The 25689-nt window shown below is 69.0% G+C and carries 31 protein-coding genes and 2 riboswitches; of the genes, 12 read left to right on the top strand and 19 right to left on the bottom strand.

The window, feature by feature from the left end; translation table 11 throughout:
* Positions 1 to 21: 21 nt before the first annotated feature.
* Both ASG40_RS07325 and ASG40_RS07330 read right to left on the bottom strand, forming a co-directional pair.
* Entirely contained in the window at positions 22 to 228 is a 207-nt protein-coding gene (locus ASG40_RS07325; RefSeq protein ID WP_055883051.1) for a hypothetical protein, read from the bottom strand.
* A 93-nt stretch (positions 229 to 321) separates the two neighbouring features.
* Entirely contained in the window at positions 322 to 687 is a 366-nt protein-coding gene (locus ASG40_RS07330) for a helix-turn-helix domain-containing protein (RefSeq protein ID WP_244480554.1), read from the bottom strand.
* 98 nt (positions 688 to 785) lie between these two features.
* On the opposite strand from ASG40_RS07330, the gene ASG40_RS21110 reads away from it, so the two are divergent.
* On the top strand, positions 786 to 1040 hold the full coding sequence (locus ASG40_RS21110) for a hypothetical protein (RefSeq protein WP_156387617.1): 255 nt from the start codon (positions 786 to 788) through the stop codon (positions 1038 to 1040).
* A 585-nt stretch (positions 1041 to 1625) separates the two neighbouring features.
* On the opposite strand, the gene ASG40_RS07335 is transcribed toward ASG40_RS21110, so the two are convergent.
* Genes ASG40_RS07335 through ASG40_RS07350 form a run of 4 tightly spaced genes read right to left on the bottom strand, consistent with a single transcriptional unit; the run spans position 1626 to position 4507 of the window.
* Positions 1626 to 3032 carry a phage/plasmid primase, P4 family gene (locus ASG40_RS07335; RefSeq protein WP_055883053.1) on the bottom strand — a complete coding sequence of 469 codons (1407 nt, stop codon included), beginning with the start codon at positions 3030 to 3032 and terminating at the stop codon, positions 1626 to 1628.
* The gene (locus ASG40_RS07340; protein ID WP_055883054.1) at positions 3016 to 3882 is read right to left on the bottom strand and encodes a bifunctional DNA primase/polymerase; all 867 of its coding nucleotides are present in this window, start codon (positions 3880 to 3882) and stop codon (positions 3016 to 3018) included. The genes ASG40_RS07335 and ASG40_RS07340 overlap by 17 nt, the downstream gene beginning before the upstream one ends.
* Positions 3879 to 4256, bottom strand: coding sequence for a hypothetical protein (locus ASG40_RS07345; RefSeq protein WP_055883056.1), 378 nt, complete (start codon positions 4254 to 4256; stop codon positions 3879 to 3881). The genes ASG40_RS07340 and ASG40_RS07345 overlap by 4 nt, the downstream gene beginning before the upstream one ends.
* Positions 4256 to 4507: a hypothetical protein gene (locus ASG40_RS07350; protein WP_156387618.1), complete on the bottom strand. Its 252-nt coding sequence runs from the start codon at positions 4505 to 4507 to the stop codon at positions 4256 to 4258. Before ASG40_RS07350 ends, ASG40_RS07345 begins: the two co-directional genes overlap by 1 nt.
* 317 nt (positions 4508 to 4824) lie before the next feature.
* Positions 4825 to 4925, top strand: a riboswitch (glycine riboswitch).
* 1 nt (position 4926) lies between these two features.
* A riboswitch (glycine riboswitch) is annotated at positions 4927 to 5023 on the top strand.
* 57 nt (positions 5024 to 5080) lie between these two features.
* Here ASG40_RS07350 and gcvT point away from each other — a divergent pair.
* The 3 genes from gcvT (at position 5081) to gcvP (ending at position 9618) form a co-directional block, all read left to right on the top strand.
* The gene (gene gcvT / locus ASG40_RS07355; protein ID WP_055883060.1) at positions 5081 to 6238 is read left to right on the top strand and encodes a glycine cleavage system aminomethyltransferase GcvT; all 1158 of its coding nucleotides are present in this window, start codon (positions 5081 to 5083) and stop codon (positions 6236 to 6238) included.
* Positions 6239 to 6267: 29 nt separating this feature from the next.
* Positions 6268 to 6630, top strand: coding sequence for a glycine cleavage system protein GcvH (gcvH, locus tag ASG40_RS07360; protein WP_055883062.1), 363 nt, complete (start codon positions 6268 to 6270; stop codon positions 6628 to 6630).
* A gap of 141 nt (positions 6631 to 6771) precedes the next feature.
* Positions 6772 to 9618, top strand: coding sequence for an aminomethyl-transferring glycine dehydrogenase (gcvP, locus tag ASG40_RS07365; protein ID WP_055883063.1), 2847 nt, complete (start codon positions 6772 to 6774; stop codon positions 9616 to 9618).
* A gap of 79 nt (positions 9619 to 9697) precedes the next feature.
* Here the strand turns inward: gcvP and ASG40_RS07370 are convergent, their stop codons facing one another.
* Complete coding sequence (locus ASG40_RS07370; RefSeq protein WP_055883065.1) at positions 9698 to 10864, bottom strand: phosphoserine transaminase; 1167 nt, start codon at positions 10862 to 10864, stop codon at positions 9698 to 9700.
* Positions 10865 to 11104: 240 nt separating this feature from the next.
* On the opposite strand from ASG40_RS07370, the gene ASG40_RS21635 reads away from it, so the two are divergent.
* Complete coding sequence (locus ASG40_RS21635) at positions 11105 to 11281, top strand: hypothetical protein (protein WP_200944214.1); 177 nt, start codon at positions 11105 to 11107, stop codon at positions 11279 to 11281.
* A gap of 13 nt (positions 11282 to 11294) precedes the next feature.
* On the opposite strand, the gene flgH is transcribed toward ASG40_RS21635, so the two are convergent.
* Genes flgH through flgF form a run of 4 tightly spaced genes read right to left on the bottom strand, consistent with a single transcriptional unit; the run spans position 11295 to position 14697 of the window.
* Positions 11295 to 12044: a flagellar basal body L-ring protein FlgH gene (gene flgH, locus ASG40_RS07375; RefSeq protein ID WP_055883067.1), complete on the bottom strand. Its 750-nt coding sequence runs from the start codon at positions 12042 to 12044 to the stop codon at positions 11295 to 11297.
* Positions 12045 to 12085: 41 nt separating this feature from the next.
* Positions 12086 to 13126, bottom strand: a complete 1041-nt coding sequence (gene flgA, locus ASG40_RS07380) for a flagellar basal body P-ring formation chaperone FlgA (RefSeq protein WP_055883070.1) — start codon at positions 13124 to 13126, stop codon at positions 12086 to 12088.
* A gap of 23 nt (positions 13127 to 13149) precedes the next feature.
* Positions 13150 to 13941, bottom strand: a complete 792-nt coding sequence (gene flgG, locus ASG40_RS07385; protein WP_055883072.1) for a flagellar basal-body rod protein FlgG — start codon at positions 13939 to 13941, stop codon at positions 13150 to 13152.
* Between the two features lie 15 nt (positions 13942 to 13956).
* Positions 13957 to 14697, bottom strand: coding sequence for a flagellar basal-body rod protein FlgF (gene flgF / locus ASG40_RS07390; RefSeq protein ID WP_055883074.1), 741 nt, complete (start codon positions 14695 to 14697; stop codon positions 13957 to 13959).
* Positions 14698 to 14990: 293 nt separating this feature from the next.
* Between flgF and fliL the strand changes: the two genes are divergently transcribed.
* The 6 genes from fliL (at position 14991) to ASG40_RS07420 (ending at position 19426) form a co-directional block, all read left to right on the top strand.
* Positions 14991 to 15494, top strand: coding sequence for a flagellar basal body-associated protein FliL (gene fliL / locus ASG40_RS07395; protein ID WP_055883076.1), 504 nt, complete (start codon positions 14991 to 14993; stop codon positions 15492 to 15494).
* A 96-nt stretch (positions 15495 to 15590) separates the two neighbouring features.
* Positions 15591 to 16808, top strand: coding sequence for a flagellar motor switch protein FliM (fliM, locus tag ASG40_RS07400; protein WP_055883078.1), 1218 nt, complete (start codon positions 15591 to 15593; stop codon positions 16806 to 16808).
* 9 nt (positions 16809 to 16817) lie between these two features.
* Entirely contained in the window at positions 16818 to 17354 is a 537-nt protein-coding gene (locus ASG40_RS07405; RefSeq protein WP_055883080.1) for a DUF6468 domain-containing protein, read from the top strand.
* The gene (locus tag ASG40_RS07410) at positions 17351 to 18157 is read left to right on the top strand and encodes a MotE family protein (protein WP_055883082.1); all 807 of its coding nucleotides are present in this window, start codon (positions 17351 to 17353) and stop codon (positions 18155 to 18157) included. The genes ASG40_RS07405 and ASG40_RS07410 overlap by 4 nt, the downstream gene beginning before the upstream one ends.
* A gap of 167 nt (positions 18158 to 18324) precedes the next feature.
* Positions 18325 to 18582: a hypothetical protein gene (locus ASG40_RS07415; RefSeq protein WP_055883083.1), complete on the top strand. Its 258-nt coding sequence runs from the start codon at positions 18325 to 18327 to the stop codon at positions 18580 to 18582.
* 202 nt (positions 18583 to 18784) lie between these two features.
* A complete protein-coding gene (locus ASG40_RS07420) occupies positions 18785 to 19426 on the top strand; it encodes an invasion associated locus B family protein (RefSeq protein WP_055883159.1) in 642 nt (213 codons plus the stop codon).
* A gap of 78 nt (positions 19427 to 19504) precedes the next feature.
* Here ASG40_RS07420 and ASG40_RS07425 read toward each other — a convergent pair whose 3' ends face one another.
* The 8 genes from ASG40_RS07425 to ASG40_RS07460 all read right to left on the bottom strand — a co-directional run bounded on the left by ASG40_RS07425 (position 19505) and on the right by ASG40_RS07460 (position 24236).
* The gene (locus ASG40_RS07425) at positions 19505 to 19990 is read right to left on the bottom strand and encodes a F0F1 ATP synthase subunit B family protein (RefSeq protein WP_200944216.1); all 486 of its coding nucleotides are present in this window, start codon (positions 19988 to 19990) and stop codon (positions 19505 to 19507) included.
* Between the two features lie 81 nt (positions 19991 to 20071).
* Positions 20072 to 20635, bottom strand: a complete 564-nt coding sequence (locus ASG40_RS07430; RefSeq protein WP_055883087.1) for a F0F1 ATP synthase subunit B family protein — start codon at positions 20633 to 20635, stop codon at positions 20072 to 20074.
* A gap of 140 nt (positions 20636 to 20775) precedes the next feature.
* Positions 20776 to 21003, bottom strand: a complete 228-nt coding sequence (locus ASG40_RS07435) for a F0F1 ATP synthase subunit C (protein WP_018044493.1) — start codon at positions 21001 to 21003, stop codon at positions 20776 to 20778.
* Positions 21004 to 21098: 95 nt separating this feature from the next.
* Positions 21099 to 21854: a F0F1 ATP synthase subunit A gene (locus ASG40_RS07440; RefSeq protein WP_055883089.1), complete on the bottom strand. Its 756-nt coding sequence runs from the start codon at positions 21852 to 21854 to the stop codon at positions 21099 to 21101.
* 110 nt (positions 21855 to 21964) lie between these two features.
* Positions 21965 to 22144, bottom strand: a complete 180-nt coding sequence (locus ASG40_RS22515) for an AtpZ/AtpI family protein (RefSeq protein WP_443136592.1) — start codon at positions 22142 to 22144, stop codon at positions 21965 to 21967.
* 467 nt (positions 22145 to 22611) lie between these two features.
* Positions 22612 to 23274, bottom strand: coding sequence for a DsbA family protein (locus ASG40_RS07450; protein WP_055883093.1), 663 nt, complete (start codon positions 23272 to 23274; stop codon positions 22612 to 22614).
* A gap of 89 nt (positions 23275 to 23363) precedes the next feature.
* On the bottom strand, positions 23364 to 23849 hold the full coding sequence (locus ASG40_RS07455) for a DUF721 domain-containing protein (protein WP_055883096.1): 486 nt from the start codon (positions 23847 to 23849) through the stop codon (positions 23364 to 23366).
* A gap of 69 nt (positions 23850 to 23918) precedes the next feature.
* Positions 23919 to 24236, bottom strand: a complete 318-nt coding sequence (locus tag ASG40_RS07460) for a TM2 domain-containing protein (RefSeq protein ID WP_055883097.1) — start codon at positions 24234 to 24236, stop codon at positions 23919 to 23921.
* 151 nt (positions 24237 to 24387) lie between these two features.
* Here ASG40_RS07460 and mutY point away from each other — a divergent pair, with 151 nt between their 5' ends.
* On the top strand, positions 24388 to 25677 hold the full coding sequence (gene mutY / locus ASG40_RS07465; protein ID WP_055883099.1) for an A/G-specific adenine glycosylase: 1290 nt from the start codon (positions 24388 to 24390) through the stop codon (positions 25675 to 25677).
* Positions 25678 to 25689: the final 12 nt, after the last annotated feature.

A 25689-nucleotide genomic window follows, 5' to 3' on the forward strand; every position in this document is an offset into this window, starting at 1 on the left:
GGCGCTCTCCTTCGGTGCGGGTCAGGCTGCGTTGCGGTTGGCTGCAGGCTCCAGCGGTGGGAGATCGACGCCATCGCTGACGAGCTGAGTACGGAGGGCATGGCGCAGGTACTCGGAGGCCGACGTGCGACGCTTGCGAGCCGCCTCCAGAACGGCATCGGCGACACCGCGCTCGGCCCGGAATCGCAGGAACTCGGGGAAGGTCATGGAACGGGCGGCGGTCTGCACGACGGGCTCCTCGGGTAGGGACTTGAAGGTGTGCAGAGGATGCCCGATCAGAGCCGTCCGGGACTACCGACGGCTTCGGGATCTTCGGAGGTTTCAGGCCGATCTCGCCCAGTCCCTCAACAGGCTATCGAGGCCGAGACGATGGAAGTACGGCGCCACGTCCTGCTCCGAACGGCTCCCGGAGAGGTAAGCATTCAGGGCATGCCGATCGTCATCGAGGAACATCGTCAGGGCGACCCGGCTCACGACCCATGAGCCACCGCCGACCCGGCGGCCGATGTCATGGTTCAGGCACCAGAGGCGGACAGTGTCGACCGACTTGCCGGCGATCTTGGCGGCTTGGGCCAGGGACAGCCCCTCACGCCGGTCGAAGGGGATCAGGCAGCAGGGAGTGCTGTGCATAACCCTCGGTGTTGGAAGGTGCCGTTGCTGCACCGCCTGCCGCTCAACCTCAGTCATGGCTTGGCCTCGCGGGCTTTCCAAAACCTGATGCGGCTCGACGGGATGGAAAAGGAGCGTATCATCTTGCTTGCTCCTCTGGGGCAAGGGAGGGAAAAATGTCCGCGAACTGGAAATCAGTTAAAGAGGACTTGGATTGGAGCCTGAACCAAGGCGAAGCCGTGAAAGGCCGCACCGAATTAAAAGAAGCTTTGAGTAAAGGCGACCATAAGGAAATGGGACATGTCATCGAGGCGTTTAATTTAGGCCAGCGAGACAGCCATAAGCAGGCCAACTTAGCGAGGTGCGCGCATGAAGATGACAAGCGTTTGTACAACATCGGCCGAAAGCTGATTGAGCTCAAAGCATCATAGTATCCATTGAGGCAGGTTGAGGCGCCCCTTCCGATTACCTCGCTATTCGCGCCCGTGCGCGTGTGCGTGCAGTACGGCGAACCCGCCTCAACCCGCCTCATCTCACTCAGCCTCATGGCCCACCGCAGTCGTACGGACGCTTCCATGACACGCACGAAGATCGCCATCGCCGCCGCACTGACCAGCGTGCTCGTAGGGTCCGCAGCTGCGGAGACGCTGGCGCCGACTGGCGGCGCCGGGAACACGGGCGTGATGACGCCGTCAATGGCCCCCGGCAGAGTGCCCGAGGCGTCGGATGTGGACGAGCGTCCTGCCCAGCCCATCCCTGGCAATCCGAGCCCCGCGTCTGTCCCAGGAACCACGCCTGGCGTGAATATTGGCGGCACGCCGACGAGTGGTCCGCCCGGCACTGGCGGAACGTCCGGTGGGCCGTCGATCGGCAACCAGTAGGCAGGGTTAGACCACCGCCGACCATCGACCGCGGTCCTGCTGGGGCGCTTTGGGGCGGTCCATCCGGTTACCTTGCTATTCGCGCACGTGCGCGTGTGCGGGGAGACCGGAGGAAGCGCCCCAAAGCGCCCCAACTCACTCTGGCCCATGGCCAGCCTGTGGCCGAACCTCGACCCCTTCGTATCCGCGCGCCCGTCCACCGACCCCAGTCGGGACGTGCTTTTTCTTCCGAAACCCGAGCTTTTCCATCCGGTCGCCGAAGGAGTGCTGGGTGCCAGTCGGTTCATTGTTGAGCCTCGTGTACTCAGACCAGGAGGCAAACAGCTCCTGCGTCGTGGCCATCCGATAGCTGTTCGCCTTGTCCACGATGCACCTGTCCTCCAACCACTGGCTGAAGGTGTCCTGGGCGGTGAAGTACTCGTCGGTGGCGTCCTTCACGACGTCGGGCCGCACGAGGCGGTTGGCCTGCCAGTCGAGGCAGCCCTCGATCATCCAGCGCAGGATCGCCGGCCATTCGGCCTGCAGCTTCTCTTCCAGCCTCGGATCGGGCACCGCCGGCTTGAACAGGAATGGCAGGAGGTTGAACCGGCGCTTGGCGGCGTCATCGACGCTGGAGAGCCCCGGCTTGTTGTTGCCGATGATGAGGAGCTTGAGCACCGGCATGAACTCGAACTCGTCCTGGCGCATGTAGCGCGCTCGCATGACGTCGCCGCCGGTGAGCTGCTTGATCCGGCTCTCGGCCCATTGCCGGCCCTGCTCGGTCTCGGAGGCCGTGACCAGGCGGGCCCCGCGAAGGGCGGCGATCTCGGTGGGATGGCGGTCGTGCTTGGCCGCCGTGAACGTCTCCATGGCCGCGTTGAGGGCGTAGTCCTTCAGGATCCCGGCCAGGACGTGGATGAGCACGCCCTTGCCGTTACCGCCGCCACCGAAGGCGAAGCACAGGGCCTGCTCGCTGGTGTCGCCGGTCAGGCAGTACCCGGCCCATTGCTGGATGAACCGGATGTAGCCGGCATCGCCCTGCGTGACGTCCTGCAGGAACTGGAACCAGGTCGGGCAGTCCGACGCCTCGGCCGGGGTGACCGCTGTCAGCTTCGTGATGCGGTCCTCGCGCCGGGCCTCGCGCAACTGGCCGGTGCGCAGGTCCACCGTCCCGCCGGGCGTGCCCAGCACCCACGGATCGCGGTCCCAGCCGTCGATGGTCGTCGCGAAGACCGGATCGGATCGGCAGAACTTCTCGACGCCACCGGCAAAGCTGACCTTCGAGGCGATATACCGGGTCTTCGGGTCTTCGTCGGCGCACAACTCGCGGGCAAGCTCGCGAGCCCACTGGAAGGCCTTACCCTGGCGGTTCGGCACCCAGGCCGCGCCGGTCCACTCGTGCCATTTACCGGTGTCGTGACAGAACAGAAGCTCGCCGGTATAGCGCTCGGCGAAGGTTCGGGCGGCATGGTCCTCGGTGAGGAGGTCGCCGTTGCCACCGCGGGCGCCACGGTGCTGGCTGAACTCCGCCAGACTTAGGATATCCTCAAGCCCGGCTGCCATGCTGAGCCTCCCTGCGCCGAAGCTCCTTCCGGGCGATGGAGCCGACTACCTTCGTCACCTGCGCGGGGTTCAGCGGCGGCTGGCAGCGCGCCTCATTCCAGGCCTGAAGGAGCTCGTGCACCACGCCTGGGTCGACGTATCGGCGCATCAGGTGGCCGGCGAGGCGGGTGACGGCGACGTCACGCCCGCCCTCGGCAACACCGTCGGCGACGAGCTGGCGCCATTCGGCCGGATTGCGCGACGTGCCGGCTCCTGGCTGCCCAAGCGCCCGCACCATCCAGTCCGGCATCGGTGCCGGCGGGACGTCGTCGGGGTGATGGTCCACCGACCAGGCGTAGGAGCGCCCGGAGACGTGCAGGCTCGGCGGGGCGACGATGTAGCCGCCCGCACTCCGAATATCGAGGCCGGGGGCGAGGCCGCCCTTGTCCCCGACGCTGTTGCCGATCTTCACCCCGGCCGGGGGCCGGAAGAAGATGTGCTCGCCACCGCCGCCCGTGATCGAGCGGCACGTCTCGGGCAACGCCCCGTGCTCGGCCTCCAGGCCCCGCAGGCTCTCGTCGCCACCGTGGCGCGGGTCCACGTCGAGAACGATGGTCGGGCCCGTCACCAGGCCGATGTTGGCGAGCGGTTCGCAGGTGAACCAGCGCCGGACGATCTTTTCCTCGTTGGTCGCGTTGGTCGGGCCCTTCGGCGCCAACTTCGCCATGGGGTGCTTGCCGGCGTCCGTGCACTCGGCCTTGCCGCAGGTGCAGACGAGGTGGCCATCGGGCGCCGGGCGGATGCCATGAAGGGGGAACACCCGCCCGCCGCGGCTGGCAAGGTAGAGGGCGGCTTCGAGGCGCTCAGTCATGACCGCGCCTCCATCGCCAGACGCAGGGACTGCTCGATCTCCACCTCGCGGGTGCTGCGCCCCCGCTCGTAGACCGACCGGCAGACCTCCTCGGTCTCGTCGCAGTCGAGGTCTGCGAGCCCGATCGTGAAGCCCCGGAGACGCACTCCTTTCCGGATCTGCCGGACGGACGTGTACCAGCGCATTCCCGGCGTGATGACGTTGTCGGGATGCAGGAGCCTGATCATCTCGACCTCGGCGCGCGAGGCGAGCCGGATGCGGTGGTTTCGATCAGGCCGGCGCTCGAAGAAGCGCGCGTCGGCGAGGATGCTCGTCTCGTTCTCAGCCGTGAGCCGCTTGAGCCTGCGCTGAGCGGCGCTGGGTAATGCAGCCATCAGGCATGGCCTCCCTGTAGGAAGGCACGCGCGTCGGCAGGCTGCCGGAACAGGCCGGCGACCGTGCCGTCCCGGTCGATCAGGGCGACCAGACGGCTTGCCAGGGGAGGGCGCAGAGCGGTACTGCTGGCGCTGAGGTTCTTCCCCAAGACCTTCTGTTCAGCGCCGTTGCGGGCCTTCACCCCCGCGACGGCGTTTCTCGTTTTTTTACCCACGACATGTTCCCTTCGTCGTTGTGCGACGAGGAACAAGGGTCAATGAAACCAAAGGCCTACCAGGGCTTCCCAAGCTGAATGTCGTCGGTTCGATCCCGATCGCCCGCTCCATCGCGTCATGCCCGATTGTGGCTGTCGGACACGCCATTTGCCGATCCGGTTTCGACCATCGGCCGGACCGAGTTCCCGTTTCCCAGTTTGATTGGGTCGCCACCCGCGGGGGATGCCGTCCGGCCCGCCCGGAGCGTGACCGCCGGTCTGGCAAGGCGTCTCGTCGACCTTGCTCGGGTCGATGTCCGGCAAACGCCGGGGTTGCATGAACCCGGACGACGTGACACCTTGACCGCGTCCGATACGACGATGCGGGAGAGCCCAGGCGAACGTTGCGTTCGTCATGGCGCCGACGGAGCAACCACCCCCGGAAACTCTCAGGCACAATCACCGCAATCGTTGGACAATCTGGAGAGAGGCGCCTGAGGGCGTCCACCGAAGGAGAAATCCTGGCGTCGTTTCGGCGTCTGGGAGAAGCTCTCAGGTAACCGCGACAGATGGGGGCAACCGGAACGCTCGTCCGAGCAGTCCGGAGCCTTTCTTGTGCGGGGTTTTCCGATGCAGCCGTTTGCGGCCTCCAGTCCCGGCGATTCCGTCCTTCGGACGCCGCTCCATGCCCTCCACGGTCGCCTCGGCGCGCGCTTGGTCCCCTTCGCGGGCTACGCGATGCCGTTGCAGTATCCGGCCGGCGTCCTCGCGGAGCATCTCCACACGCGGGCGTCGGCGGGATTGTTCGACGTCTCGCACATGGGACAGATCGCGGTGACGCCGCGCTCGGGCGACATCGCCGATGCCCTGCGCGCCCTCGAGGCCCTGCTGCCGGTCGACCTGCTCGGCCTCGCGCCCGGTCGCCAGCGTTACGGCCTCTTCACGAACGAGGCCGGCGGCATCCGCGACGACCTGATGGTCGCCCATCTCGGCGATCGCCTGATCCTCGTCGTCAACGCGGCCTGCAAGGGCGCCGACGAGGCCCACCTGCGATCCTGCCTGTCGCAGGTCTGCCACGTCGCGCGCCTCGACCGGGCCCTGATCGCGCTGCAGGGCCCGGCGGCGGTCGTCGCCCTCGCGGCCTTCGCCCCGGAGGTCGCCGACATGCGTTTCATGGACGTCCGGCGGGTCGTCGTCCTCGGCGCCGAGGCGATCGTGACGCGCTCCGGCTACACCGGCGAGGACGGGTTCGAGATCTCGCTGCCCGCGGATGCGGCGGAGCCGGTCGCCCGGGCGCTCCTGGCGCAGGACGGCGTCCGGCCGGTCGGGCTCGGAGCCCGCGATTCGCTGCGGCTGGAGGCGGGGCTCTGCCTCTACGGCGCCGATATCGGGCCCGACACCGATCCGGTGGAAGCCGGTCTCGCCTGGGCGATCCAGCCGGCGCGCCGCGCCGGGGGGACACGCGCGGGCGGATTTCCGGGAGCGGAGCGGGTCCTGTCGGCCCTCGCATCGGGTCCCGCCCGCCGCCGCGTCGGGCTGCGGCCGGAGGGGCGGTTGCCGGTGAGGGCAGGGGCTCCGCTCTTTGCCGGCGCCGACGACGATGACGCGATCGGCGCCGTCACCTCGGGCGGCTTCGGCCCCAGCGTCGGAGGCCCCGTGGCCATGGGCTACTGCCCGGCGGCCCATGCGGACGTCGGGACCCGCCTGTTCGCCGAGGTGCGCGGCCAGCGCGTTCCCGTCGCCGTCGCGACGCTCCCCTTCGTCGCCGCGGGCTTCAAGCGCCGCTGACCCTTCCTTTCCAAGCCGAGGAGCGAACGATGCTGAGATTCACCGACGAGCACGAGTGGCTGCGGGGCGAGGGCGACATCGCCACCGTGGGCATCACGACCCACGCGGCCGAGCAGCTCGGCGACCTCGTCTTCATCGAGCTGCCGAAGGTCGGGGCCAGGCTGACGAAGGGCCAGGCCGCGGCGGTGGTGGAATCGGTCAAGGCGGCCTCCGACGTCTACGCGCCCCTCGACGGTACCGTGACCGAGGTCAACGCCGCGGCGGTGGAAGACCCGACGGTCGTGGGTGGCGACCCCCAGGGTGCCGGCTGGCTCTACCGCATGCGCCTCGACGACCCCGCCGCCCTCGGGGCGCTGATGGACGAGGCCGCCTACGCGGCTTTCCCGAAGTAGGCGGCGCCCTCCTCCCCCACGAATCCCGAGCGTCTGCGAGATCCGCACGTCCGTCGTCCAAGGTCCGAAGGTCCGACTTGGGTGGGGGGCGGGGAGTGCGATCCGTTTGCCGTCGTTCCTTCCCGATCACGAGGCATCCCCATGAGCGATGACCGCTACGATCCCTACGATTTCGCCAATCGCCGTCACATCGGTCCCACGACGGCCGAGATCGGCGAGATGCTGGCGGTGGTCGGTGCGCCGAGCCTGCACGCCCTCATCGACGAGACCCTGCCCGCCGGCATCCGCCAAGCGGAACGGATCGATTTCGGGCGTTCGCTCACCGAGCGGCGGGCGATCGAGCGCATGCGCGAGATCGCGAACAAGAACCGCCTCCTCGTTTCGCTGATCGGCCAGGGCTACCACGGCACCACGATGCCGCCGGTGATCCAGCGCAACATCTTCGAGAACCCGGCCTGGTACACCGCCTATTCGCCCTACCAGCCCGAGATCAGCCAGGGCCGGCTCGAGGCCCTGATCAATTTCCAGACCCTGGTCTGCGACCTCACCGGCCTCGATGTCGCCAACGCCTCGCTCCTGGACGAGGCCACCGCGGCGGCCGAGGCGATGGGGATGGCCAGACGCATCGCTTCGAGCGAGGCCGACGCCTTCTTCGTCGACCGCGATTGCCTGCCGCAGACCATCGCGGTGCTGCGGACGCGGGCGGCACCGCTCGGCTGGCGCATCGTCGTGGGCGATCCGGCCACCGACCTCGACCCCGGGGCGGTGTTCGGCGCCGTCTTCCAGTATCCGGGCGTCGGCGGGGCGATCCACGATGTCTCCGATGCCATCGCGCGGTTGCACGCGGCCGGGGCCGTGGCGGTGATGGCCGCCGATCCCCTGGCGCTGACGCTGCTGAAGCCGCCCGGCGAGATGGGGGCCGACATCGCCGTCGGCTCGATGCAACGCTACGGCGTGCCGATGGGATACGGTGGCCCGCACGCCGCCTACATGGCCACGCGGGACGCGCACAAGCGGACCCTGCCGGGACGGCTCGTCGGCGTCTCGGTGGATGCCCGCGGCAACCGCGCCTATCGGCTGGCCCTGCAGACCCGCGAGCAGCACATCCGGCGCGAGAAGGCGACCTCGAACATCTGCACGGCGCAGGTGCTCCTGGCCGTCGTGGCCTCGATGTACGCCGTCTTCCACGGTCCGCGCGGGCTGCGCGCCATCGCCGACAGGGTCCATCGCGACGCCGTCAGGCTCGCACACGGCCTCGCCAGCTTGGGCTTCACCGTCGCGCCGACGCATTTCTTCGACACCATCACCGTGGAGGTCGGGGCGTTCCAGGGGCTCATCCTCCGGCAGGCGGTCGCCAACGGCGTCAACCTGCGCAAGGTCGGCAACGACCGCATCGGGATCACCGTGGACGAGCGCACCCGGCCGGACATCGTCCAGGCGGTGTGGCGTGCCTTCGGCGGCGAGCATCTCGTCTACGACGAGGCCTGGCCGACCCCGCGCCTGCCCGCGGACCTGGTACGGACCTCCCCCTACCTCACCCATCCGATCTTCCACATGAACCGGGCCGAGAGCGAGATGACGCGCTACATGCGCCGCCTCGCCGACCGCGACCTGGCGCTGGATCGGGCGATGATCCCGCTCGGCTCCTGCACGATGAAGCTCAACGCCACCGCCGAGATGCTGCCGATCTCCTGGCCCGAGTTCTCGGAGATCCACCCCTTCGTGCCGACGGATCAGGCGGCCGGCTACCACGAGATGATCGACGACCTGTCGGAGAAGCTCTGCGCGATCACCGGCTACGATGCGATCTCGATGCAGCCGAACTCAGGCGCGCAGGGGGAATACGCGGGCCTGCTCGCCATCCGGGCCTGGCACCTGTCGCGGGGGGAGGGGCACCGGGACGTCTGCCTGATCCCGTCCTCGGCCCACGGCACCAACCCGGCCTCGGCGCAGATGTGCGGCATGAGCGTGGTGGTGGTGGGGGCGGACCCGCAGGGCAACGTCGACATCGACGACTTCCTGGCGAAAGCCGACCAGTACCGGGACCGCCTCTCGGCCTGCATGATCACCTATCCCTCGACTCACGGCGTGTTCGAGACGCGGGTGCGCGAGATCTGCGACATCGTCCACGAGCGGGGCGGGCAGGTCTACCTCGACGGGGCCAACCTCAACGCGCTCGTCGGTCTCGCCCGCCCCGGGGACATCGGCGCCGACGTCAGCCACCTCAACCTGCACAAGACCTTCTGCATCCCCCACGGCGGCGGCGGACCGGGCATGGGGCCGATCGGCGTCAAAGCGCACCTGATCCCGTTCCTGCCGGGCGATCCGCGCACCGGCGAGGAGGGAGCGGTGTCGGCGGCGCCCTACGGCTCGGCCTCGATCCTGCCGATCTCGTGGAGCTACTGCCTGATGATGGGCGGGCGCGGCCTCACGCAGGCGACCCGCGTCGCGATCCTCAACGCCAACTACATCGCCCGCCGGCTCGAGGGCGCGTTCCAAGTCCTCTATGCGGGGCAGAACGGCCGCGTCGCGCACGAATGCATCATCGATGTGCGGCCGTTCCAGAAGAGCGCCGGCGTCAGCGTCGACGACATCGCCAAGCGCCTGATCGATTGCGGTTTCCATCCGCCGACCATGAGCTGGCCGGTGGCGGGCACGCTGATGATCGAGCCGACCGAATCGGAGACCAAGGGCGAGATCGACCGCTTCTGCGACGCCATGCTGGCGATCCGCGAGGAGATCGGCGCCATCGAGGCGGGCCGGATGGACCGCCAGAACAACCCGCTCAAGAACGCGCCCCACACGGTGCAGGATCTCGTCGGCGCCTGGGAACGCCCGTATTCGCGCGAGGCCGCCTGCTTCCCGGCGGGATCGCGCGGCATCGACAAGTACTGGCCGCCGATCAACCGCGTCGACAACGCCTACGGCGACCGCAACCTGATGTGCTCCTGCCCACCGCCGGAGACCTACGTGAAGGCCGCGGAATAGCCGCCGGGACGACCGCCTCGCGCGCGCCGCCGCATCCCGGACGATGCGGCGGCCGTCGTCCCGGCCGTCAGGCCGCCTTTCAGGCCGCCTTGGCGAGCTTGGCCTTCTCCACGGCGAAGGCCCAGTCGAGCCACGGCGTCAGGGCCTCGAGGTCGGATGCCTCCACGGTGGCGCCGCACCAGATCCGCAGGCCTGCGGGCGCGTCGCGATACGCCCCGATGTCGTAGGCGACGCCTTCGGCGTCGAGGGTGTCGGCGATGCCCTTTGCCACCGCCGCGACGGCGGCGTTGCCGTGGGCGAGGACGTCGGGATCGGCGATCACCAGGCACACGCCGGTGTTGGTGTAGGTCGCCGGATCGACGGCGAGATGGCCGATCCAGGGGGTACGCGCCACCCAGTCGTGGATGACCTTGGCGTTGGCGTCGGCCCGTGCGTGGAGCGCGTCGAGCCCGCCGATGCTCTCCGCCCACGCCAGGGTGTCGAGGTAGTCCTCGACCGCCAGCATCGAGGGCGTATTGATGGTGTCGCCCTTGAAGATGCCTTCGATCAGCTTGCCGTCCTTGGCCATCCGGAACACCTTCGGGATCGGCCAGGCCGGGGTGTTGGATTCGATGCGGGCGACCGCTCGGGGCGAGAGCACGATCATGCCGTGCGCGGCCTCCCCGCCCATCACCTTCTGCCAGGAGAAGGTCACGACATCGAGCTTGTCCCAATCGAGCGGCATCGCGAAGGCGGCCGAAGTCGCGTCGCAGATGGTGACGCCCTCGCGGTCGGCCGCGATCCAGTCGCCGTTGGGCACGCGCGCGCCGGCGGCGGTGCCGTTCCACGTGAAGATGACGTCGTTGTGCCGGGTGTCGATCTTCGACAGGTCGGGAACGGTGCCGTAGGGCGTCTGGTGGACGATGGGCGAAATCTTCAGCTCGTGCAGCGCATCGGTGACCCACTCGGAACCGAAGGCTTCCCAAGCCGCGACCTCGACGGTCCGGGGGCCCAGCATCGACCACATCGCCATCTCGACGGCGCCGGTGTCGGAGGCCGGAACGATACCGATCCGGTAGTCGGCCGGCACGCGCAGCACCGTGCGGGTGAGGTCGATCGCCTGCTTGAGCTTGGCCTTGCCCACGGCGGAGCGGTGCGAGCGCCCGAGGGCGGCGTTCTCCAGGGCCTGCACCGTCCATCCGGGACGCTTGGTGCAGGGGCCGGAGGAGAAGTTCGGCACGCGGGGACGCTGGTCGGGTCGGTTCATGATGCGTCATCCTTGCAGATGAAAGCTCCTCGTTGGGGAGGAGTGGCCCGTCGTCGCCAATGAACCCGCCCCGTCGAATAAGCAAGATGCGCATCGCCTCGCACCGTTGGGCGGCTCGTGCCTGCGCCAGTGGGCCGCCGCACGATCTCGGCCCAACCACGGCGTCACAAGCTCGGCCGGAGGAACATTGATTCCTCGTTCCGGCTTGCCCGTAGAGACAGTCTTTACAGGAAGCCCATCATGAACAGCGACGTCCTCATTCCAGTCCTGGCCATCGCGACATTGGCCATCGTCATCGCGGTCGCTTTGTGGCAGCGGGCCCGTGTCGCGCAATCCAAGAACGATCCCAAACGGTCGGCCTTCACGCAAGCCCATGGCGAGGCCCCGCGTCCGAACCGTCCGGGCACCGAGCACTGAGCGCGGGCGTCGATCAGAACGGCAGCAGCACGTCCACGAGCTGCTGACCGTAGCGCGGCTGCTGCACGTCGGTGATCTGGCCGCGGCCGCCGTAGGCGATGCGTGCCTGGGCGATCTTGGTCGATTCGACCGTGTTGTCCGACTCGATGTCCTCGGGTCGGACGACGCCGGCCACCACGAGTTCCCGGACCTCGAAGTTGATCCGGATCTCCTGCTTGCCCTCCACCACGAGATTGCCGTTGGGGAGGATCTGCGTGACGATCGCCGCGATGCTGGTGGTGACGGTCTCGTTGCGCTGGACCGATCCGGCGCCTTCGCTCGTCGTGTCGGAGGTGCCTCTCACGAGCGACGACGGGTCGATGCCGGCAGCGAGGACGGCCTTGTTGCTTTCCAGGCCGAAGGCGTTGGGAAGTCCGACGTTCTCGGAGTTGGTGCGCGACCGCTTGGTCTCGTTGTTGAGGTTGGCCCTGTCGGTAACGTTGACCTTGACGGTCACGAGGTCGCCGATCCGCGCCGCCCGCTGATCCTTGAAGAACGCCCTCGAGCCGGTGCGCCACAACGAGTTCGGCGCATAGGACACCGGCTGCACGTCCGGCATCGGCAGCCGCACCGGCTTGTAGCCGGCCTGGGCGGTGGGGTCCTCGATGGCGGAGAGCGGCGGCGTCGCCCCGATCTGCGACAGGCGGTCGACGGTGTTGCAGGCACCGAGGGCGGCGCAGGCGACGAGGATCGCGGCGGCGCGGATCGAACGGGATGCGGTCATCGGACTACCGGATGGGAGGACAGCGAAGGGCATCGGGACCGTCAGCGCGCCGGATCGAGGGCGGCGCTGGCCTGGCGCACGGGGGCGGCCGGCCCCACGGAGACACGGCCGGGACCGATCACGGTGCCCGTCACCACCTTTTTCGAGATCGGGTTGGTGACGCCGACCATGCCGCCGAGCTTGCCGCTCTCGTTGGCGAGGCCGCGCAGGGACAGGTTGAGGCCCGGGCTGTCGAAGACCAGGGTCACCGCCTCGCCGCGGGTGACGAGATCGGGCGGGGCCACGTCGCCCGAGCGCAGAACGGCACCGGCGCCGAGGGTCCGTAGCGCCACTTGCCCGAAGAGGTTCGCCGTTCCCGCCTGGGCGTCGGCGGGCGTCGCCTCGCGCGGACGCCGCTCGATGGCGACGTCGGCCGCGGTCACGGCTTCGCCCCGGTTGAGCGCGCGTCCGAGCACCACGACCTCGCGGATCTCCACGATCTGCCCGGACACCCGCAACGAGGCCTGGCGGTCGCCGAGCGTGATCAGCGCCGCCACCCGCTTCAGGCGTGGGTCGTAGGTGAGGTCCATGGCGGTCGCCTGCCCGTCGAGGTCGAGCGGCGCGAGCAGGACCGGCGATTCGCCGTCGAGGCGCAGGGCCAGGCTGCGGCTCTCCAGGCCGTAGCCGGATTCGAGGGCGCGCTTGATCGCGGCCTCGATCTCGGTGGCGCCGACGCGGCGGGCGGCCCTCTGGACCGCCACCTGGACGCGGCCGCCGGTCTCGATCTCGCCGAGCCCGAGCCGGGCCACGGCCTCGGCGATGCGCCGGGCCTGGATGGTGCCGGATGCGCCGAGCGCCGGTGCCCGGAACAGGGGGTGGCGCGCCGCCTCGGCACCCGCCCCCTCGAGGAGGTCGCCGAGCATCAGCACGTCGCCCTTGGCGGTGACGTCGCCGCGCAGCCGCAGCCGGGCCGGCTCGGCCAGGACCGGCAGCGCGATGAACCCGAGGATCGCCAGCGCCAGCAAGGTGCGCAGCACGACGCCCGCCCCCAGGGGGATGACGCGGGGACGACGGACCTGCCGGACGGGCTTGAGGACGTACATGGCGGCAACCCTCAACGAAGCGATCAGCTACGGAACATCTGCGAGGTGGTGGAGAGCATCTGGTCGGCGGCGGTGACGACCTTGGAGTTCATCTCGTAGGCGCGCTGGGCCGCGATCAGCGACGAGATCTCGGTCACCGCGTTGACGTTGGCCTCTTCGAGGTAGCTCTGCTGCAGGTTGCCGAAGCCCTCCGCCCCGGGCAGGCCGGTGATGGCGGGGCCCGAGGCCGCGCTCTCGACGAACAGGTTGTCGCCGATGGATTCGAGGCCGACCTTGTTGACGAAGCGCGAGAGCTGGAACTGTCCGAGCGCCTGAGGCGCGGTCTGGCCCGGCACCGTCGCCTGGACCGCGCCCTGCGCGCTGATGGTCACGCTGGTGGCGTTGTTGGGCACCTGGATGCCGGGATCGACCAGATAGCCGTCGCGGGTGACGAGCTGCCCCTGCGCGGAGAGGTCGAACGAACCGTCGCGGCTGTAGGCGAGGCGGCCGTCCGGCATCGTCACGCGGAAGTAGCCCTCGCCGCGGATGGCGACGTCGTAGTCCTTCTCGGTGCTCGACAGCGTGCCCTGCGACATCACCCGGGCGGTCGAGGTCGTCTTGACGCCCGAGCCAATGGCGAGGCCGGCGGGAAGCTGGGTGTTCTGGTCGGAGGTCGAGGAGCCGGCCCGGCGCAGGTTCTGATAGAGCAGATCCTGGAAATGCGGCTGCTGGCGCTTGTACCCGGTGGTGCGCAGGTTGGCGATGTTGTTGGAGATGACCTGGACGTTGAGTTCCTGGGCCGCCATGCCGGTGGCGGCGGCGTAGAGGGCGCGCATCGCTCAAAGCTCCTTTTAAGCGACGTCGGCGAGGCGGCGGATCGCCGTGCCGCGCAGCTCGTCGAGGCGGGACACGATGCCCGAGACCATCGTGTAGGTGCGGTTGACGTCCATCAGGCGGGTCATCTCGATGACCGCCTTGACGTTGGAGCGCTCGAGCGCCCCGGATTCGAGGCGCCCCGCGAGGCCGGCCGGCTGGGGCGGTGCGTCGGCGGCATAGAGGTTGGTGCCCTCGTTGCGCAGTGCTTGCGGGTTGGCGAAGGTGACGAGGCGCACCCGGCCGCGGATACCGAGGTTGGTCGAGACCGTCCCGTCCGGGCCGATGGCGATTCCCGTCTCCTGCGGACCGATCTGGATCGGGCCGCCGTCGCCCTGCACCGGATAGCCGTCGCTGGTGACGAGGGTGCCCTGCGCGTTGGTCTCGAAGGCGCCGTTGCGGGTGAAGCGTTCTCCGGCGGGGGTCCGCACCACCAGGAAGGCCTCGCCGCGCACCGCCACGTGGAGCGGGTTGCCGGTCTGCTCGATCGGCCCCTGGGCGAGGTCGAGGGCGGTACCCTGGTCGATGACGTAGGAGAGGCGCCGGTCCGGCCGCTGGAACGAATCCGCGCTCGCCACCGGCATCAGGTACTCCTGGAAGCGGCTGTTGCGCGACTTGAAGCCGTTGGTGGAGACGTTGGCCATGTTGTTGGCGATCACCTCCAGCTCGCGCTGGAGCGCCATCTGGCTCGAGACTCCCACGAAGAGGGCGTTTTGCATCGGTCGACCAAGCCTCAAGCCGCAGCGGCACCAACCATCAGCGCATGGGCCGTGCCACGATCGGACGATCCAATTTCCTTTGACTTATGAATGGTTTGATGGACGCTCGAGATGAAACGGAGGGGGGAAGCCCCGGTGCCTACGGCAGATCCGACCCGGCAGCTTTTGCCGCCTTAACGACACGTTAACCGTCACGATCGATATCTTGAGCCTCGGAGCGGGCGCGGTGTGCCTCGCACAAGCCGGCCTCCTTAATCGGTCGGCATCGTTCGTTTCGTCCGGGGGCGCGTCAGATGGCCAAGAAGCCGAAGAAGGCCCCCGCCGAGGGCGAAGCCGCTGAGGGCGAGGGCCCGGTCAAGTCGAAGAAGAAGCTCCTCGTCATCGCGGCTGCGGTACTGCTGCTGGCGGGCGGCGGCGGCGGTTTCTTCCTCATGAAGAAGAAGTCCCCCGAGGCGCATCCCGACCCGGCCGCGGTCGTCAAGGTACCGGTCGTCTTCCTCGACGTGCGCGAGATGCTGGTGAACCTCAGCAGCGAGCCCGGCCAGGACAAGGCCCGCTTCGCCAAGCTCAGGATCGCCCTCGAACTGAAGGATGCGAAGGTCGAGGGGGAGGTAAAGCCCCTGATGCCGCGCATCGAGGACACCTTCCAGGTCTACCTGCGCGAACTGCGCGCCACCGACCTCACCGGCTCGGCGGGCATCTATCGCCTGCGCGAGGAGCTGCTGCGTCGGGTCAACGTCGCGATCCATCCGGCCCGCGCAGAGGCCGTTCTGTTCAAGGAAGTGGTGGTCCAGTGACGACCCTCGCCATGGCCCGTGCCGATCTCCATCCCCTCGGACCGATCCGGTCCGAGCCCGTGACCTGAGGCCCGTCGGAGCGCAGTCGAGACAGCCATGGCCGGACCCGGAGACGAGATCGAAGAGGACGATTGGGCCGCTGCCCTGATCGAACAGAACAACGAGGGCGGGGGCGACTCCCTCGCCGACGAATGGGGTGCGGCTCTCGCCGAGCAGGGCACCACCAACACCTCGGGCGACGTCGCGGCCGAATGGGCGACGATGATCGAGGACGGGGAGACCGACAATCTCCCCGAGCTGGCCGGCAACGACCGCATCCTGAACCAGGACGAGATCGACGGCGTCCTCGGCTTCTCCCTGCGCGAGCTGTCGGCCTCGGGTGCCGGCGGCGTGCGTGCCATCGTCGATTCGGGCGTCGTCCAGTACGAACGCCTGCCGATGCTGGAAATCGTCTTCGACCGGATGATCCGGTTGTTGTCGACGAGCCTGCGCAACTTCTTCCAGGACAACGTCGAGGTGACGCTGGACAACATCACCTCGGTGCGGTTCGGCGACTACCTCAACGCGATCCCGCTACCGACCCTGCTCGGCGTGTTCCGGGCCGACGCCTGGGAGAACTCCGGCCTCGTCACGGTGGAATCGAACCTCGCCTATTCGACCCTCGACCTGCTCCTGGGCGGCAAGCGCGGCGGCACCTCCACCCGCCTCGACGGGCGCCCCTTCACGACGATCGAGATGCAGCTCGTCCGTCGGCTCGTGGAGATCATCCTCACCGACCTCGAACTCTCGTTCCAGCCGCTCTCGCCGGTGCGCTTCGCCATCGACCGGATCGAGACCAACCCGCGCTTCGCCACCATCACCCGGCCGGGCAACGCCGCGATCCTGATCAGCCTCAAGCTCGACATGGACGGGCGCGGCGGACAGCTCCAGATCCTGTTTCCCTACGCCACCATCGAGCCGATCCGTGAACTGCTCATGCAGAGCTTCATGGGCGAGAAGCTCGGCCGCGACCACGTCTGGGAAAGCCACCTCGCCACCGAGATCTGGCAGGCCGATGCCCAGATGGACGCGGTGCTGCACGAGATGATGCTGCCCCTCAAGAAGGTGCTCTCGCTCAAGGTCGGCGACACCATCATGTTCGATACCAAGCCCTCCGACCTCATCACCGTGCGCTGCGGCGACTGGGCCCTGACGCAGGGGCGGATCGGACGGATCGACGACAACATCGCGGTCCAGTTGACGCGCCCCCTCCGGCGCTCGCGGACCACGCTCCAGGCCTTCGAGGCCTCCATGAACAACCGCAACGACGGGTGAGCCTGCGCCATGAGCCTCCTCGTCACCCTCACCGCCGACATCCTCGTGGCGATCCTCCTCGTGGCGACCATCGTCTCCTCGATGCGGCTCAGCCGGCGCATCACCAAGCTGAAGGGCGACGAGGCCGCCCTGCGCCAGACCATCGGCGACCTCGTGACCGCGAGCGCCACCGCCGAGCGCGCCATCGCCGGCCTGCGCGCCACCCTCGACGAGTGCGACCGCACCCTGGCCGAGCGCCTCGGCACAGCCGAACGCTACGCCGCCGACCTCTCGGCGCATGTGGAGGCGGGGCACGGCGTCATCGCGCGGATCGCGGCCATCGTTTCCAACGCGCAGCCGGGCCGCCCCGTCGATGTGCCCGCGCGCGCGCGGGAACCGGAGATCACGGTCGCACCCCGCCCCGTCCCGCGCTCCGTCCCCTCGGTCGTGGACGCGCCGGCCCTCCCTCCCGCCAGCCCGAACGGCGAGCGGATCGGCGTCGCCGCGGCGGCGGCCCTGGCCATGTCCGAGCGTGCCCTCGGGCGCCTGCGCAGCCGCGCCGCATGACCTCGCCGGTCCGCCTGTCGGCGCTCAAGCCGCCGCGCCCCTTCCGGCTCCGGCTCATCGACGCGGTGACCCTCGCCGCCGCCGGGCTGCTCGTCCTGAAGCTGTCGGCCATCGCCGTCGAGGATGCGCCCCCGCCGGGACCGCCGCCGGCCGGGACGCCGCTGCCGGATTTCGCCCGCGTCCTCGCCAAGGCCCGCACCGGCTACGAACCCATCGACCCGACCACCACCGGTTCGGTGACGCCCAAGGAGGAGCCGCCCGCCATCCTCGAGGTCAAACAGGAGCCGCCGGGCAAGGCACCCTCGTCGCCACCGCCCGAGGCGATCCCGGCGAGCGAGCGCGCCATCCTCGAGCGTCTGGGGACCCGCCGCGACGCCCTCAAGCAGCGCAGCGAATCCCTCGACCTGCGCGAGCAGATGCTCGGCGGCGTCGAGAAGAAGCTCGAGGACAGCGTCCCCGTGCTCCAGCGCGGCGAGGAGACGGGGGAGGGCGGACCGGCCCAGCGGGCCGAGGCCGAGCGCGCCGCCTTGAAGAACATCGTGACGATGTACGAGACCATGAAGCCCAAGGATGCGGCGCGGGTGTTCGACCGGCTCGGCCTCGACGTCCTCGTCCCGATCGTCGTCGCCATGAACCCGCGCAAGATGGCCGAGGTGCTGGCGCTGATGCAGTCCGAACCGGCCGAGAAACTCACCGTCGCCCTGTCGGCGCGCGCGCGCGGCGAACGGCCCGCAGCCGTCGCCCAGCCCGCGGCGGGCCTGCCGGCCAACGAACTCCAGGCGATCGAACCGCCCGCCCGGTAGAGCCTTCCGCCTCGAAGTGTTGCGCAAGAACAACAGGAATGCGTCCTGCGGGAACCCGACCGTCGCCTGCGTAGCCGGCCGCCGCGCTGCCGGCTTGCGATCCGCCGCCGAAGGGCGCTTATTCGACCGACCGCGGTACTCGGCCGCGGGCGGACGGGGGCGTCGGCGTGTCGGTCTTCCACCTGCGGATTCGTTCGCCGGACACCACCATCTGGTGCGACGGCAACGCCCTCGAAACGACGGATCTCGCCGTGGCCGTGACCATCGCGGATCGCCTCGCCCTGGCCTGCCGGCGTTGCTCGGACGCCTATCGCGACGTCACCGCCGGCTGGAGCATCGACATCATCAGCGAGTGTGGCCAGATCTTCTACACCGCGCGGGTGGCGTGGGCCTCCTCGCTGACCAGGGGCTGCGCCGTCCACTAGCCTGGTCGCGCTTGCGGCCACCGCCGTGGGGCATGTGTTGCGAAGGCCGGGTCGCCCGGCTAGAGCGGGCGAGGATTTTCGTCGTACGGCCGGCACCGGATCGACGCCGCCACCCGGGACCGGCGCAGGCGCCGCCCTCGCTCGCAAGGCCGGTCCGACGATCGATATGGCCGCCTCGTCCCGCCTTCGGATCAAGGATTCCATGACGTCGTCTCGCTGCCTCGCCCACGGCCTCGTATCGGTCATCCTTGCCGTCTGGATGGTACCCGGCGCCCTCGCGCAGGAGATCCAGGAGGCGCCCGAGGCACCTACCGCGGCCGCCCCCAAGCCGCGTCCGCGCAAACCACCGCCGAAGGCTGCGGCGCCCGAAAAGCCCGCGTCCGTCAAATCCGTCTGGCCGGAAGGGGCCAGCGCGATCAGCGAAAGCTACGGCGACTGGACGATGACCTGCGCCCGTCCCGAGGGAAAGCCCACCTGCCTCGTGACCCAGGCCCAGGGCAACGCCCGCACCGGCAAGCGCGAATTCGTCATCGAACTGAAGCCGCCGGTGGAGGGCCGCGCCGAGGGCACCATCCTGATGCCGTTCGGCTATGCGATCGAGCCGGGCATCGGCTTCAAGCTCGACGAAACCGTGCTCGGCAAGGGCGCCCCCTACGCCCTCTGCACGCTCGACGGCTGCCTCGTGCCGATCAGCCTGCCGACGCTCGCCACCGACACCATGAAGACGGCCAAGACGCTCAGCGTCAGCGGGATGAAGCAGGACGCCAAGGAGCCGACCGTGATCGCCGTGCCGTTGGCCGGTTTCGGGGCGGCGTTCGCCAGGGCCATCGCCTTCTCGGGGTGATCGTCTTTTTTCTCCATCCGCCCCCCGAACGAAAAAAGCCGCCCGGAGGCGGCTTTTGATCGATCACCCGTTGCCCGATCAGGCGCGGAGGCGGTTGCGGACCTCACCGAGACTGAGGCGCACCAGATCCTGGGCGGCGTCGCCCTGCATGCGCTCCTTGAGGATCACCTCGGAGACCTGCACGGCCGTGTCGGCGGCCGCGGCACGGACCTGGGCGGTGGCCTGAGCCTCGGCCTGGGCGATCTTGGATTCGGCGGACTTGGTGCGCCGGGCGATGAAATCGTTCAGGCGCTCGTGGCTCTCGGCGGCGATGCGCTCGGCTTCCGCCTTGGCGCCGGCGACGATGGCCTCGGCCTCGCGCTCGGCCTCGGTGCGGCGGCGCTTGTAGTCGGCGAGCACGCCGGCGGCCTCCTCACGCAGGCGGCGGGCTTCGTCGAGCTCGGCCCGGACGCGCTTGGCACGACCGTCGAGGCCCTTGGTCAGCTGGTCGAAGCCGCCGACCTTCCAGACCACGACCATGAACAGCACGAAGGCGGCCGCAACCCAGAATTCCGCTTCCATCAACATGCGTGTCGTCCCAATTTCCCGGCATCCGGCGCCACGGGCGCGGACGCGATTGTCCGTTGTAAGGCCGACCCGTTCGGGTCAGTGGGCGCCGGCGGCCCTGTCGAGGGCGCGGTCCAGGGCGGCCTGGTCGGGCGTCTGACCGGTCAGGCGCTCGACGATGGCCGCAGCGGTCTCGCTGGCGATGCCGCGCACGCTGCCCATGGCCTCGGTGGTGCGGGCCTTGATGGTGGCTTCGGAGGCCGCGAGCCGCTCGTTCAACTCGCCTTCGAGGGCCTTGCGCTTGGCATCGGTCTCCTGGGCGAGGGCGGTGCGGGTCTCCTGGGCGATGGCGCGCGCCTTGGCCTGCGCATCCTGCAGGGATTTCTCGTAGGCCGCGCCGGCGGCCTCGGCCTCCGTCTTCATGCGGTGGGCCTCGTCGAGATCCTTGGAAAGACGGGTGGCGCGGTCGTGCAGGATGCCCTGGATCCGGGGCAGCGCGACCTTGTCCATCAGGTAGTAGAGAAGCCCGAAGGCGAGGGCGAGCCAGATGAGCTGCGAGAGGAAGGTATGGCTCTCGAACGGCGGAAAGCCGCCGCCATGCTCGGACGCGGGCACCACGACGGTGGCCTGGTGGGTGTCGGTCGAGGGGGCCGGCTGAGCCATGTCGTCCTTCGCTTAAACGTCGCGAGCGCGAGGTGTCGTCTGTCGGGAGACGTGTCGTCTGTCGAGAAATGCGTGGAGACGGCCGGGAAAGGTGACCCGAAGGTCGCTCCACCCGGCCGTGAGAGGGTCGCTGGCCTGGATCAGACCGCGAACAGCAGCAGCAGCGCCACGAGCAGCGAGAAGATGCCGAGCGCTTCCGTCAGGGCGAACCCGAGGAGCAGGTTGCCGCGCTGGCCGTCGGCGGCCGAGGGGTTGCGCAGGGCGCCGGCGTAGAACTGGCCGAAGAGATTGCCGAGGCCGATGGCGGCACCCGCCATGCCGAGACAGGCCAGGCCGGCGCCGATGTACTTGGCGGCTAAGGGATCCATCAAAGTGCTCCTAAGGGTCGCTTGCGTGCGTTGCGTGGAGAGAAATCCGGCCTGCGACCGCGGGCCGGGGACGAAAGGGGTATCCGGGCCGCGCCTCAGTGGCCGGGATGCAGGGCGTCGCTCAAGTAGATCGAGGCCAGCGTCGCGAAGACGTAGGCCTGCAGACCGGCGACGAGGAACTCGAGGGCGGTGACCGCGATGCTCAAAGCGAGCGGCAGGGGCGAAATGATGCCCCAGGCGCCGGCCGCCAGCAGCGCCGGCACGAAGCCCGCGAAGATCTTGAGCGCGATGTGCCCGGCGAGCACGTTGGCGAACAGACGGACGGCGAGGCTGATCGGCCGCGAGATGAACGACACGATCTCGATGGCGACGATCATCGGCATCAGCCAGCCGGGCACGCCCGACGGCACGAACACCTTCAGGAAGCCGGTGCCATGCGCCATGAACCCGTAGACGATGACGGTGCCGATCACCAGCAGGGCCAGCGCGAAGGTGACGATGATGTGGCTCGTCACCGCGAAGGCGTAGGGGATCATGCCGAGCATGTTCAGGACGAGGACGAACATGAACAGCGAGAAGATCAGCGGCATGAACCGCTCGCTGCCGTGGCCGGCCGACTGGCGCAAGGTCGAGCCGATGAAGTCGTAGAAGATCTCGGCGACCGACTGCATCCGCCCCGGGACCACCGACCGCTGCGCGGTCGCGACGATCGTGAGCAACGCGATGATGCCGACGGCGGCGAACATGTAGAGGGACGATTGCGTGAACGCGATCTCCTGGTTCCCGATATGGCCGAAGGAAACCAATGGCTTCAGTTCGAACTGGTGGATCGGATCCATCTTTACGGCCATTGCCGCTCCCGTCCTTCTGAAACCCGGCGCGACGCGCGCCTTAGCCATTCTCATGTGCCGCCATCGCGGGCGGCGGTTGTCCGCCCGGCTCCCCTCGGGAAGCCCGGCCTTCAGCTCGGCGGCTTCGAGAGCGATCCCGACGCACGCATGACGTTGTAGACGCCGGTTGCGAAGCCCAGCATCAACAGGACGATCAGCCCCCAGGGTTTCGTCCCCAGGAAATGATCGGCCATCCAGCCCAGGATGCCTCCTGCCAGGACACCGGCCATGAACTCGGTCGAGAGCCGCATCGCCTGACCGAGGGGAGAAGGCCCGGTGGAAGAACCGGAACGCTGCGATGGAGAGGAACCAGCATCGCGCTGCGTCCGCTCGATCCGCGTTTCGAGCCGCCGGAGCCTCGCAGCGAGGTCGCCGTCCCGTGCCTCATCCGGCGATGCCCTACGCCCGTCGCTAGGTTCGTTGCCGCTCACGGCGAAAACTCACATTGGCGAGAGCGAGGGGAACCGACCTGACGGCCCCCTGAAGCGCGGCGCACCATAGTTTCGCCTATCTTGGGTGTCAAGGCGCCGCACGGTTGATCTAAGTTGTTGACCCAGATCGTGAATTCGCGGGTTTTTCAAGGTTTTCGGAAGATCGGTCGAGGTCGCCGGCAAGGCCATGCGCCGGGCGCAGGGAGCCACCGAGGCTTGCACGTCGAAACCGGCCGACGAACGCTCCGATCCAGACGGAACGGAGCCACGACGGCCGATGACGAACCTCAGGCGCCGAGAATCGGCTTGATCACCTTCTCCATTCCCTCGATCGACATCTCGCCCTTGTAGCGCTCGCCGTTGATGAAGAACGTCGGCGTCGAATCGACCTTGTAGACGTCCATTCCCCGCTGCTTGACCGCGTTCACCGCGCTGTAGACCTTCTGGTCCTTGAGGCAGGCCTCGAACTTCTCCTTCGAGTAGCCGGCCTGACGCAGCATCTGCTCCATGGCGTCCACCGGCGATTGCGGCTTCTGGACGTAGGCCCAGTTCGCCTGCTGGTCGAATAGGAGGTCGGTGATCGGATAGTATTTCGCGTCGCCCTCGCAGCGCGCCAGCATGAAGGCGGCGGTGGCCAGCGGATCGAGGGGGAACTCACGCAGGGTGAAGCGGACCTTGCCGGTGTCGATGTAGCGTTCCTTCAGGGTCGGCCAGGTCTGGCGGTGGAAGGCCGCGCAATGCGAGCAGGTCATCGAGGCGTACTCGATGATCGTGACCTTGGCGTCCTTGGGACCGAGCCAGACGTCGCCCAGCGGGCCGGGCTCCATCAGCGTCGAAAGGTTGGCCGCAGGGGATTCCTGCGCCAGGGCCTCCAGGGACAAGCGCGGCAGGAGGACGGCGGCGCCGATGGCGAAGCCGGTGAAGGTGAGGGCGTCGCGCCGGGTGATCATGGGTCAGGCTCCGCTGGCGTGCTCGTGAGCGAACTGTCGGTGCCTGCGGTAGAATCCTCTCGCCCGCCTGACAAGGCATGGGCGTCGCTTCAACGTCGGGGCGTGTCCGAGACGATGGCGATCCCGAGGCGGTCGAGGGCGTCGCGCAGGCCGTCGTCCTCGATCCGGGAGACCGCGAGCGCCACTTCGCCGCGGCGGGCGGGGTCGAGGGGAGTGGGGGGCTGGCGACGGGCGGGGCGTTCGATCCGGCCCTGCCGCAGCACGATCCGGCCGATGCAGGCCCAGCCGTAGTGGGCGTTGACCCGCTGGATCACCACCGGGGCGAGGTGCTGTAGTTCAAGGGCGAACGCACCTTCGACGCGCACGATCAGGGCGCCGGGGTCGGGCCGGCCGTTCTCGTTGCCGCGCTTGCCCCGCGGCCATTCGATCCTGGAGGGCTGGCAGAAGCGGGCGAGGCGCTCGCCGACGATCTCGGGCCAGGCCGCGATGATGTCGGTGGAGGCGAAGCCCTGCGCGGCAAAGGCCTTGCCGACGCAGGAGTCGAGCAGTTCCGCCAGCGGCTTGATCCGTGCCATCGCCTCAGCCCCGCATCTTGTGTCCGGCGCAGGCGCCCACGACGGCCGATCGGCCCGAGGCGCCGCGCATCACAGCCTGGCCAGGGCCTGGGCGACGAGACGGTCGCGGATCTCGGCCTGCTTGGCGCGGACCATGCCGGGGATCAGGAAGGCGTCCACCAGGAGCCAGACGAACCCGATGAGCACCACGAACAACACGATCTGGCAGATCGCCGAGATCGGTCGGCCGAGGTAGAAACGGTGCCCCGACAGGAAGCCGAGGACAAACCACAGGCCGTAGGCGAGGCCGACGTTCGGCCCCTCGTTGGTGACCCGCGCTTCGATGAGAATGAGGTCCTGGGTCGTGAGGAGGTCCTGGGTCGTGAGGAGGTCCTGGGTCGTGAGCATGACGGCCTGTTCTCGAAGGCGGTGGCCAAGCGTGGCGATCGAGCGTGGCTATCACGGCGCGTCCGCTCCGGTCGAGGCGCCGGGCTTCCCTCGGCCGCATTCGGACGGAGGCTTGGACCCACGGCGAGCTTGCGCGTAAGGACCGTGCCGCATGCCAGCGTCCGACGCGTCGATCCTCCGGCCCCAGGCCACAGATCTCCTGACCTGGTACGACCGGCATCGCCGTGTCCTGCCCTGGCGGGCACTCCCCGGCGAATCGCCCGACCCCTACCGGGTCTGGCTCTCGGAAGTGATGCTGCAGCAGACGACGATCGCGGCGGTCAAGCCGTATTTCGCGGCGTTCCTGGCGCGGTTTCCCGACGTGGCGGCGTTGGCGCAGGCGCCCGAGGAGGCGGTGATGTCGGCCTGGGCCGGGCTCGGCTACTACTCGCGCGCCCGCAACCTGCACGCCTGCGCCAAGACTGTTGCGGCGGCCGGCGCCTTTCCAGACACCCTCGACGGCTTGCGCAGGCTTCCCGGGGTCGGCGCCTACACGGCCGGGGCTATCGCGGCGATCGCCTTCGGGCGCCAGGAGGCGGCGGTGGACGGCAACGTCGAGCGGGTGGTGACCCGGCTCTTCGCCATCGAGACCCCGATTCCCGCCGCGCGCCCGGCGATCCGCACCCTCACGCAGGAGCTCGTGCCTCCGGACCGTCCGGGCGACTTCGCCCAGGCCGTCATGGACCTGGGCGCAACCCTGTGCACGCCCAAGCGCCCGGCCTGCGCGCTGTGTCCGTGGATGGCGCCCTGCCGCGCCAGGTCGCTGGGCACCCAGGAGACGTTTCCGCGCAAGCTCAAGAAGGTGCCCGGCGTGCCGCGCCGGGGCGCCGCCTTCGTGGCGATCCGCAGCGGCGACGAGGCGGTGCTTTTGCGAACCCGCCCCCCCGAGGGGCTGCTCGGCGCCATGGCGGAGCCACCGACCAGCGCGTGGCAGCCGGATTACGACGTCGCCCGGGCGCTCCTCGACGCGCCGCTGGACGCCCGCTGGAAGCGCCTGCCGGGTGTCGTCCGCCACGTCTTCACGCATTTTCCGCTGGAACTGACGGTGTTCGTCGCCAGGGTCGGCCTGGGCGGCGCGGCACCCGCCGGCATGCGCTTCACCCCGCGCCGGGACCTGGAGGGCGAACCTTTGCCCGGCGTGATGCTCAAGGTGATCGCGCACGCCTTCGATCCCAAGGCCGAGCCGGAGAGGAAGCCTCGGGGCCGGCCGAGGAAGGACCCCGGCCCGGCGCCCCTGCTGGCGGTGACGGACCCCGACGAGGGCCCGCGTTTCCGGCCGGCGCCGAAGCCGACGCCGCGTCAGGCGCCCGTCGCGACCGATCTGGATTCGGCCGGCGAGGACACCCCGCCGCCGCCGGCACCGGCGAGGAAACGCGCCAAGCCCAAAGGCCGACGTCCCTGACGGGACGTCGGC

This window comes from Methylobacterium sp. Leaf399, from assembly GCF_001424525.1.
Taxonomy (GTDB): domain Bacteria; phylum Pseudomonadota; class Alphaproteobacteria; order Rhizobiales; family Beijerinckiaceae; genus Methylobacterium.

Coding starts and splice junctions, on each gene's coding strand:
- ASG40_RS21635 (WP_200944214.1), top strand. CDS start 11,105: ATGAACAGCGACGTCCTCATTCCAGTCCTGGCCATCGCGACATTGGCC.
- ASG40_RS07430 (WP_055883087.1), bottom strand. CDS start 20,635: ATGGCTCAGCCGGCCCCCTCGACCGACACCCACCAGGCCACCGTCGTG.
- ASG40_RS07335 (WP_055883053.1), bottom strand. CDS start 3,032: ATGGCAGCCGGGCTTGAGGATATCCTAAGTCTGGCGGAGTTCAGCCAG.
- gcvP (WP_055883063.1), top strand. CDS start 6,772: ATGAGCGATGACCGCTACGATCCCTACGATTTCGCCAATCGCCGTCAC.
- ASG40_RS07440 (WP_055883089.1), bottom strand. CDS start 21,854: ATGGCCGTAAAGATGGATCCGATCCACCAGTTCGAACTGAAGCCATTG.
- ASG40_RS07405 (WP_055883080.1), top strand. CDS start 16,818: ATGAGCCTCCTCGTCACCCTCACCGCCGACATCCTCGTGGCGATCCTC.
- gcvH (WP_055883062.1), top strand. CDS start 6,268: ATGCTGAGATTCACCGACGAGCACGAGTGGCTGCGGGGCGAGGGCGAC.
- mutY (WP_055883099.1), top strand. CDS start 24,388: ATGCCAGCGTCCGACGCGTCGATCCTCCGGCCCCAGGCCACAGATCTC.
- flgH (WP_055883067.1), bottom strand. CDS start 12,044: ATGACCGCATCCCGTTCGATCCGCGCCGCCGCGATCCTCGTCGCCTGC.
- ASG40_RS07435 (WP_018044493.1), bottom strand. CDS start 21,003: ATGGATCCCTTAGCCGCCAAGTACATCGGCGCCGGCCTGGCCTGTCTC.
- fliL (WP_055883076.1), top strand. CDS start 14,991: ATGGCCAAGAAGCCGAAGAAGGCCCCCGCCGAGGGCGAAGCCGCTGAG.
- ASG40_RS07370 (WP_055883065.1), bottom strand. CDS start 10,864: ATGAACCGACCCGACCAGCGTCCCCGCGTGCCGAACTTCTCCTCCGGC.
- ASG40_RS07450 (WP_055883093.1), bottom strand. CDS start 23,274: ATGATCACCCGGCGCGACGCCCTCACCTTCACCGGCTTCGCCATCGGC.
- flgF (WP_055883074.1), bottom strand. CDS start 14,697: ATGCAAAACGCCCTCTTCGTGGGAGTCTCGAGCCAGATGGCGCTCCAG.
- fliM (WP_055883078.1), top strand. CDS start 15,591: ATGGCCGGACCCGGAGACGAGATCGAAGAGGACGATTGGGCCGCTGCC.
- ASG40_RS07340 (WP_055883054.1), bottom strand. CDS start 3,882: ATGACTGAGCGCCTCGAAGCCGCCCTCTACCTTGCCAGCCGCGGCGGG.
- ASG40_RS07420 (WP_055883159.1), top strand. CDS start 18,785: ATGACGTCGTCTCGCTGCCTCGCCCACGGCCTCGTATCGGTCATCCTT.
- ASG40_RS07455 (WP_055883096.1), bottom strand. CDS start 23,849: ATGGCACGGATCAAGCCGCTGGCGGAACTGCTCGACTCCTGCGTCGGC.
- ASG40_RS07410 (WP_055883082.1), top strand. CDS start 17,351: ATGACCTCGCCGGTCCGCCTGTCGGCGCTCAAGCCGCCGCGCCCCTTC.
- ASG40_RS07330 (WP_244480554.1), bottom strand. CDS start 687: ATGACTGAGGTTGAGCGGCAGGCGGTGCAGCAACGGCACCTTCCAACA.
- ASG40_RS21110 (WP_156387617.1), top strand. CDS start 786: ATGTCCGCGAACTGGAAATCAGTTAAAGAGGACTTGGATTGGAGCCTG.
- flgA (WP_055883070.1), bottom strand. CDS start 13,126: ATGTACGTCCTCAAGCCCGTCCGGCAGGTCCGTCGTCCCCGCGTCATC.
- ASG40_RS22515 (WP_443136592.1), bottom strand. CDS start 22,144: ATGCGGCTCTCGACCGAGTTCATGGCCGGTGTCCTGGCAGGAGGCATC.
- ASG40_RS07460 (WP_055883097.1), bottom strand. CDS start 24,236: ATGCTCACGACCCAGGACCTCCTCACGACCCAGGACCTCCTCACGACC.
- flgG (WP_055883072.1), bottom strand. CDS start 13,941: ATGCGCGCCCTCTACGCCGCCGCCACCGGCATGGCGGCCCAGGAACTC.
- ASG40_RS07345 (WP_055883056.1), bottom strand. CDS start 4,256: ATGGCTGCATTACCCAGCGCCGCTCAGCGCAGGCTCAAGCGGCTCACG.
- gcvT (WP_055883060.1), top strand. CDS start 5,081: ATGCAGCCGTTTGCGGCCTCCAGTCCCGGCGATTCCGTCCTTCGGACG.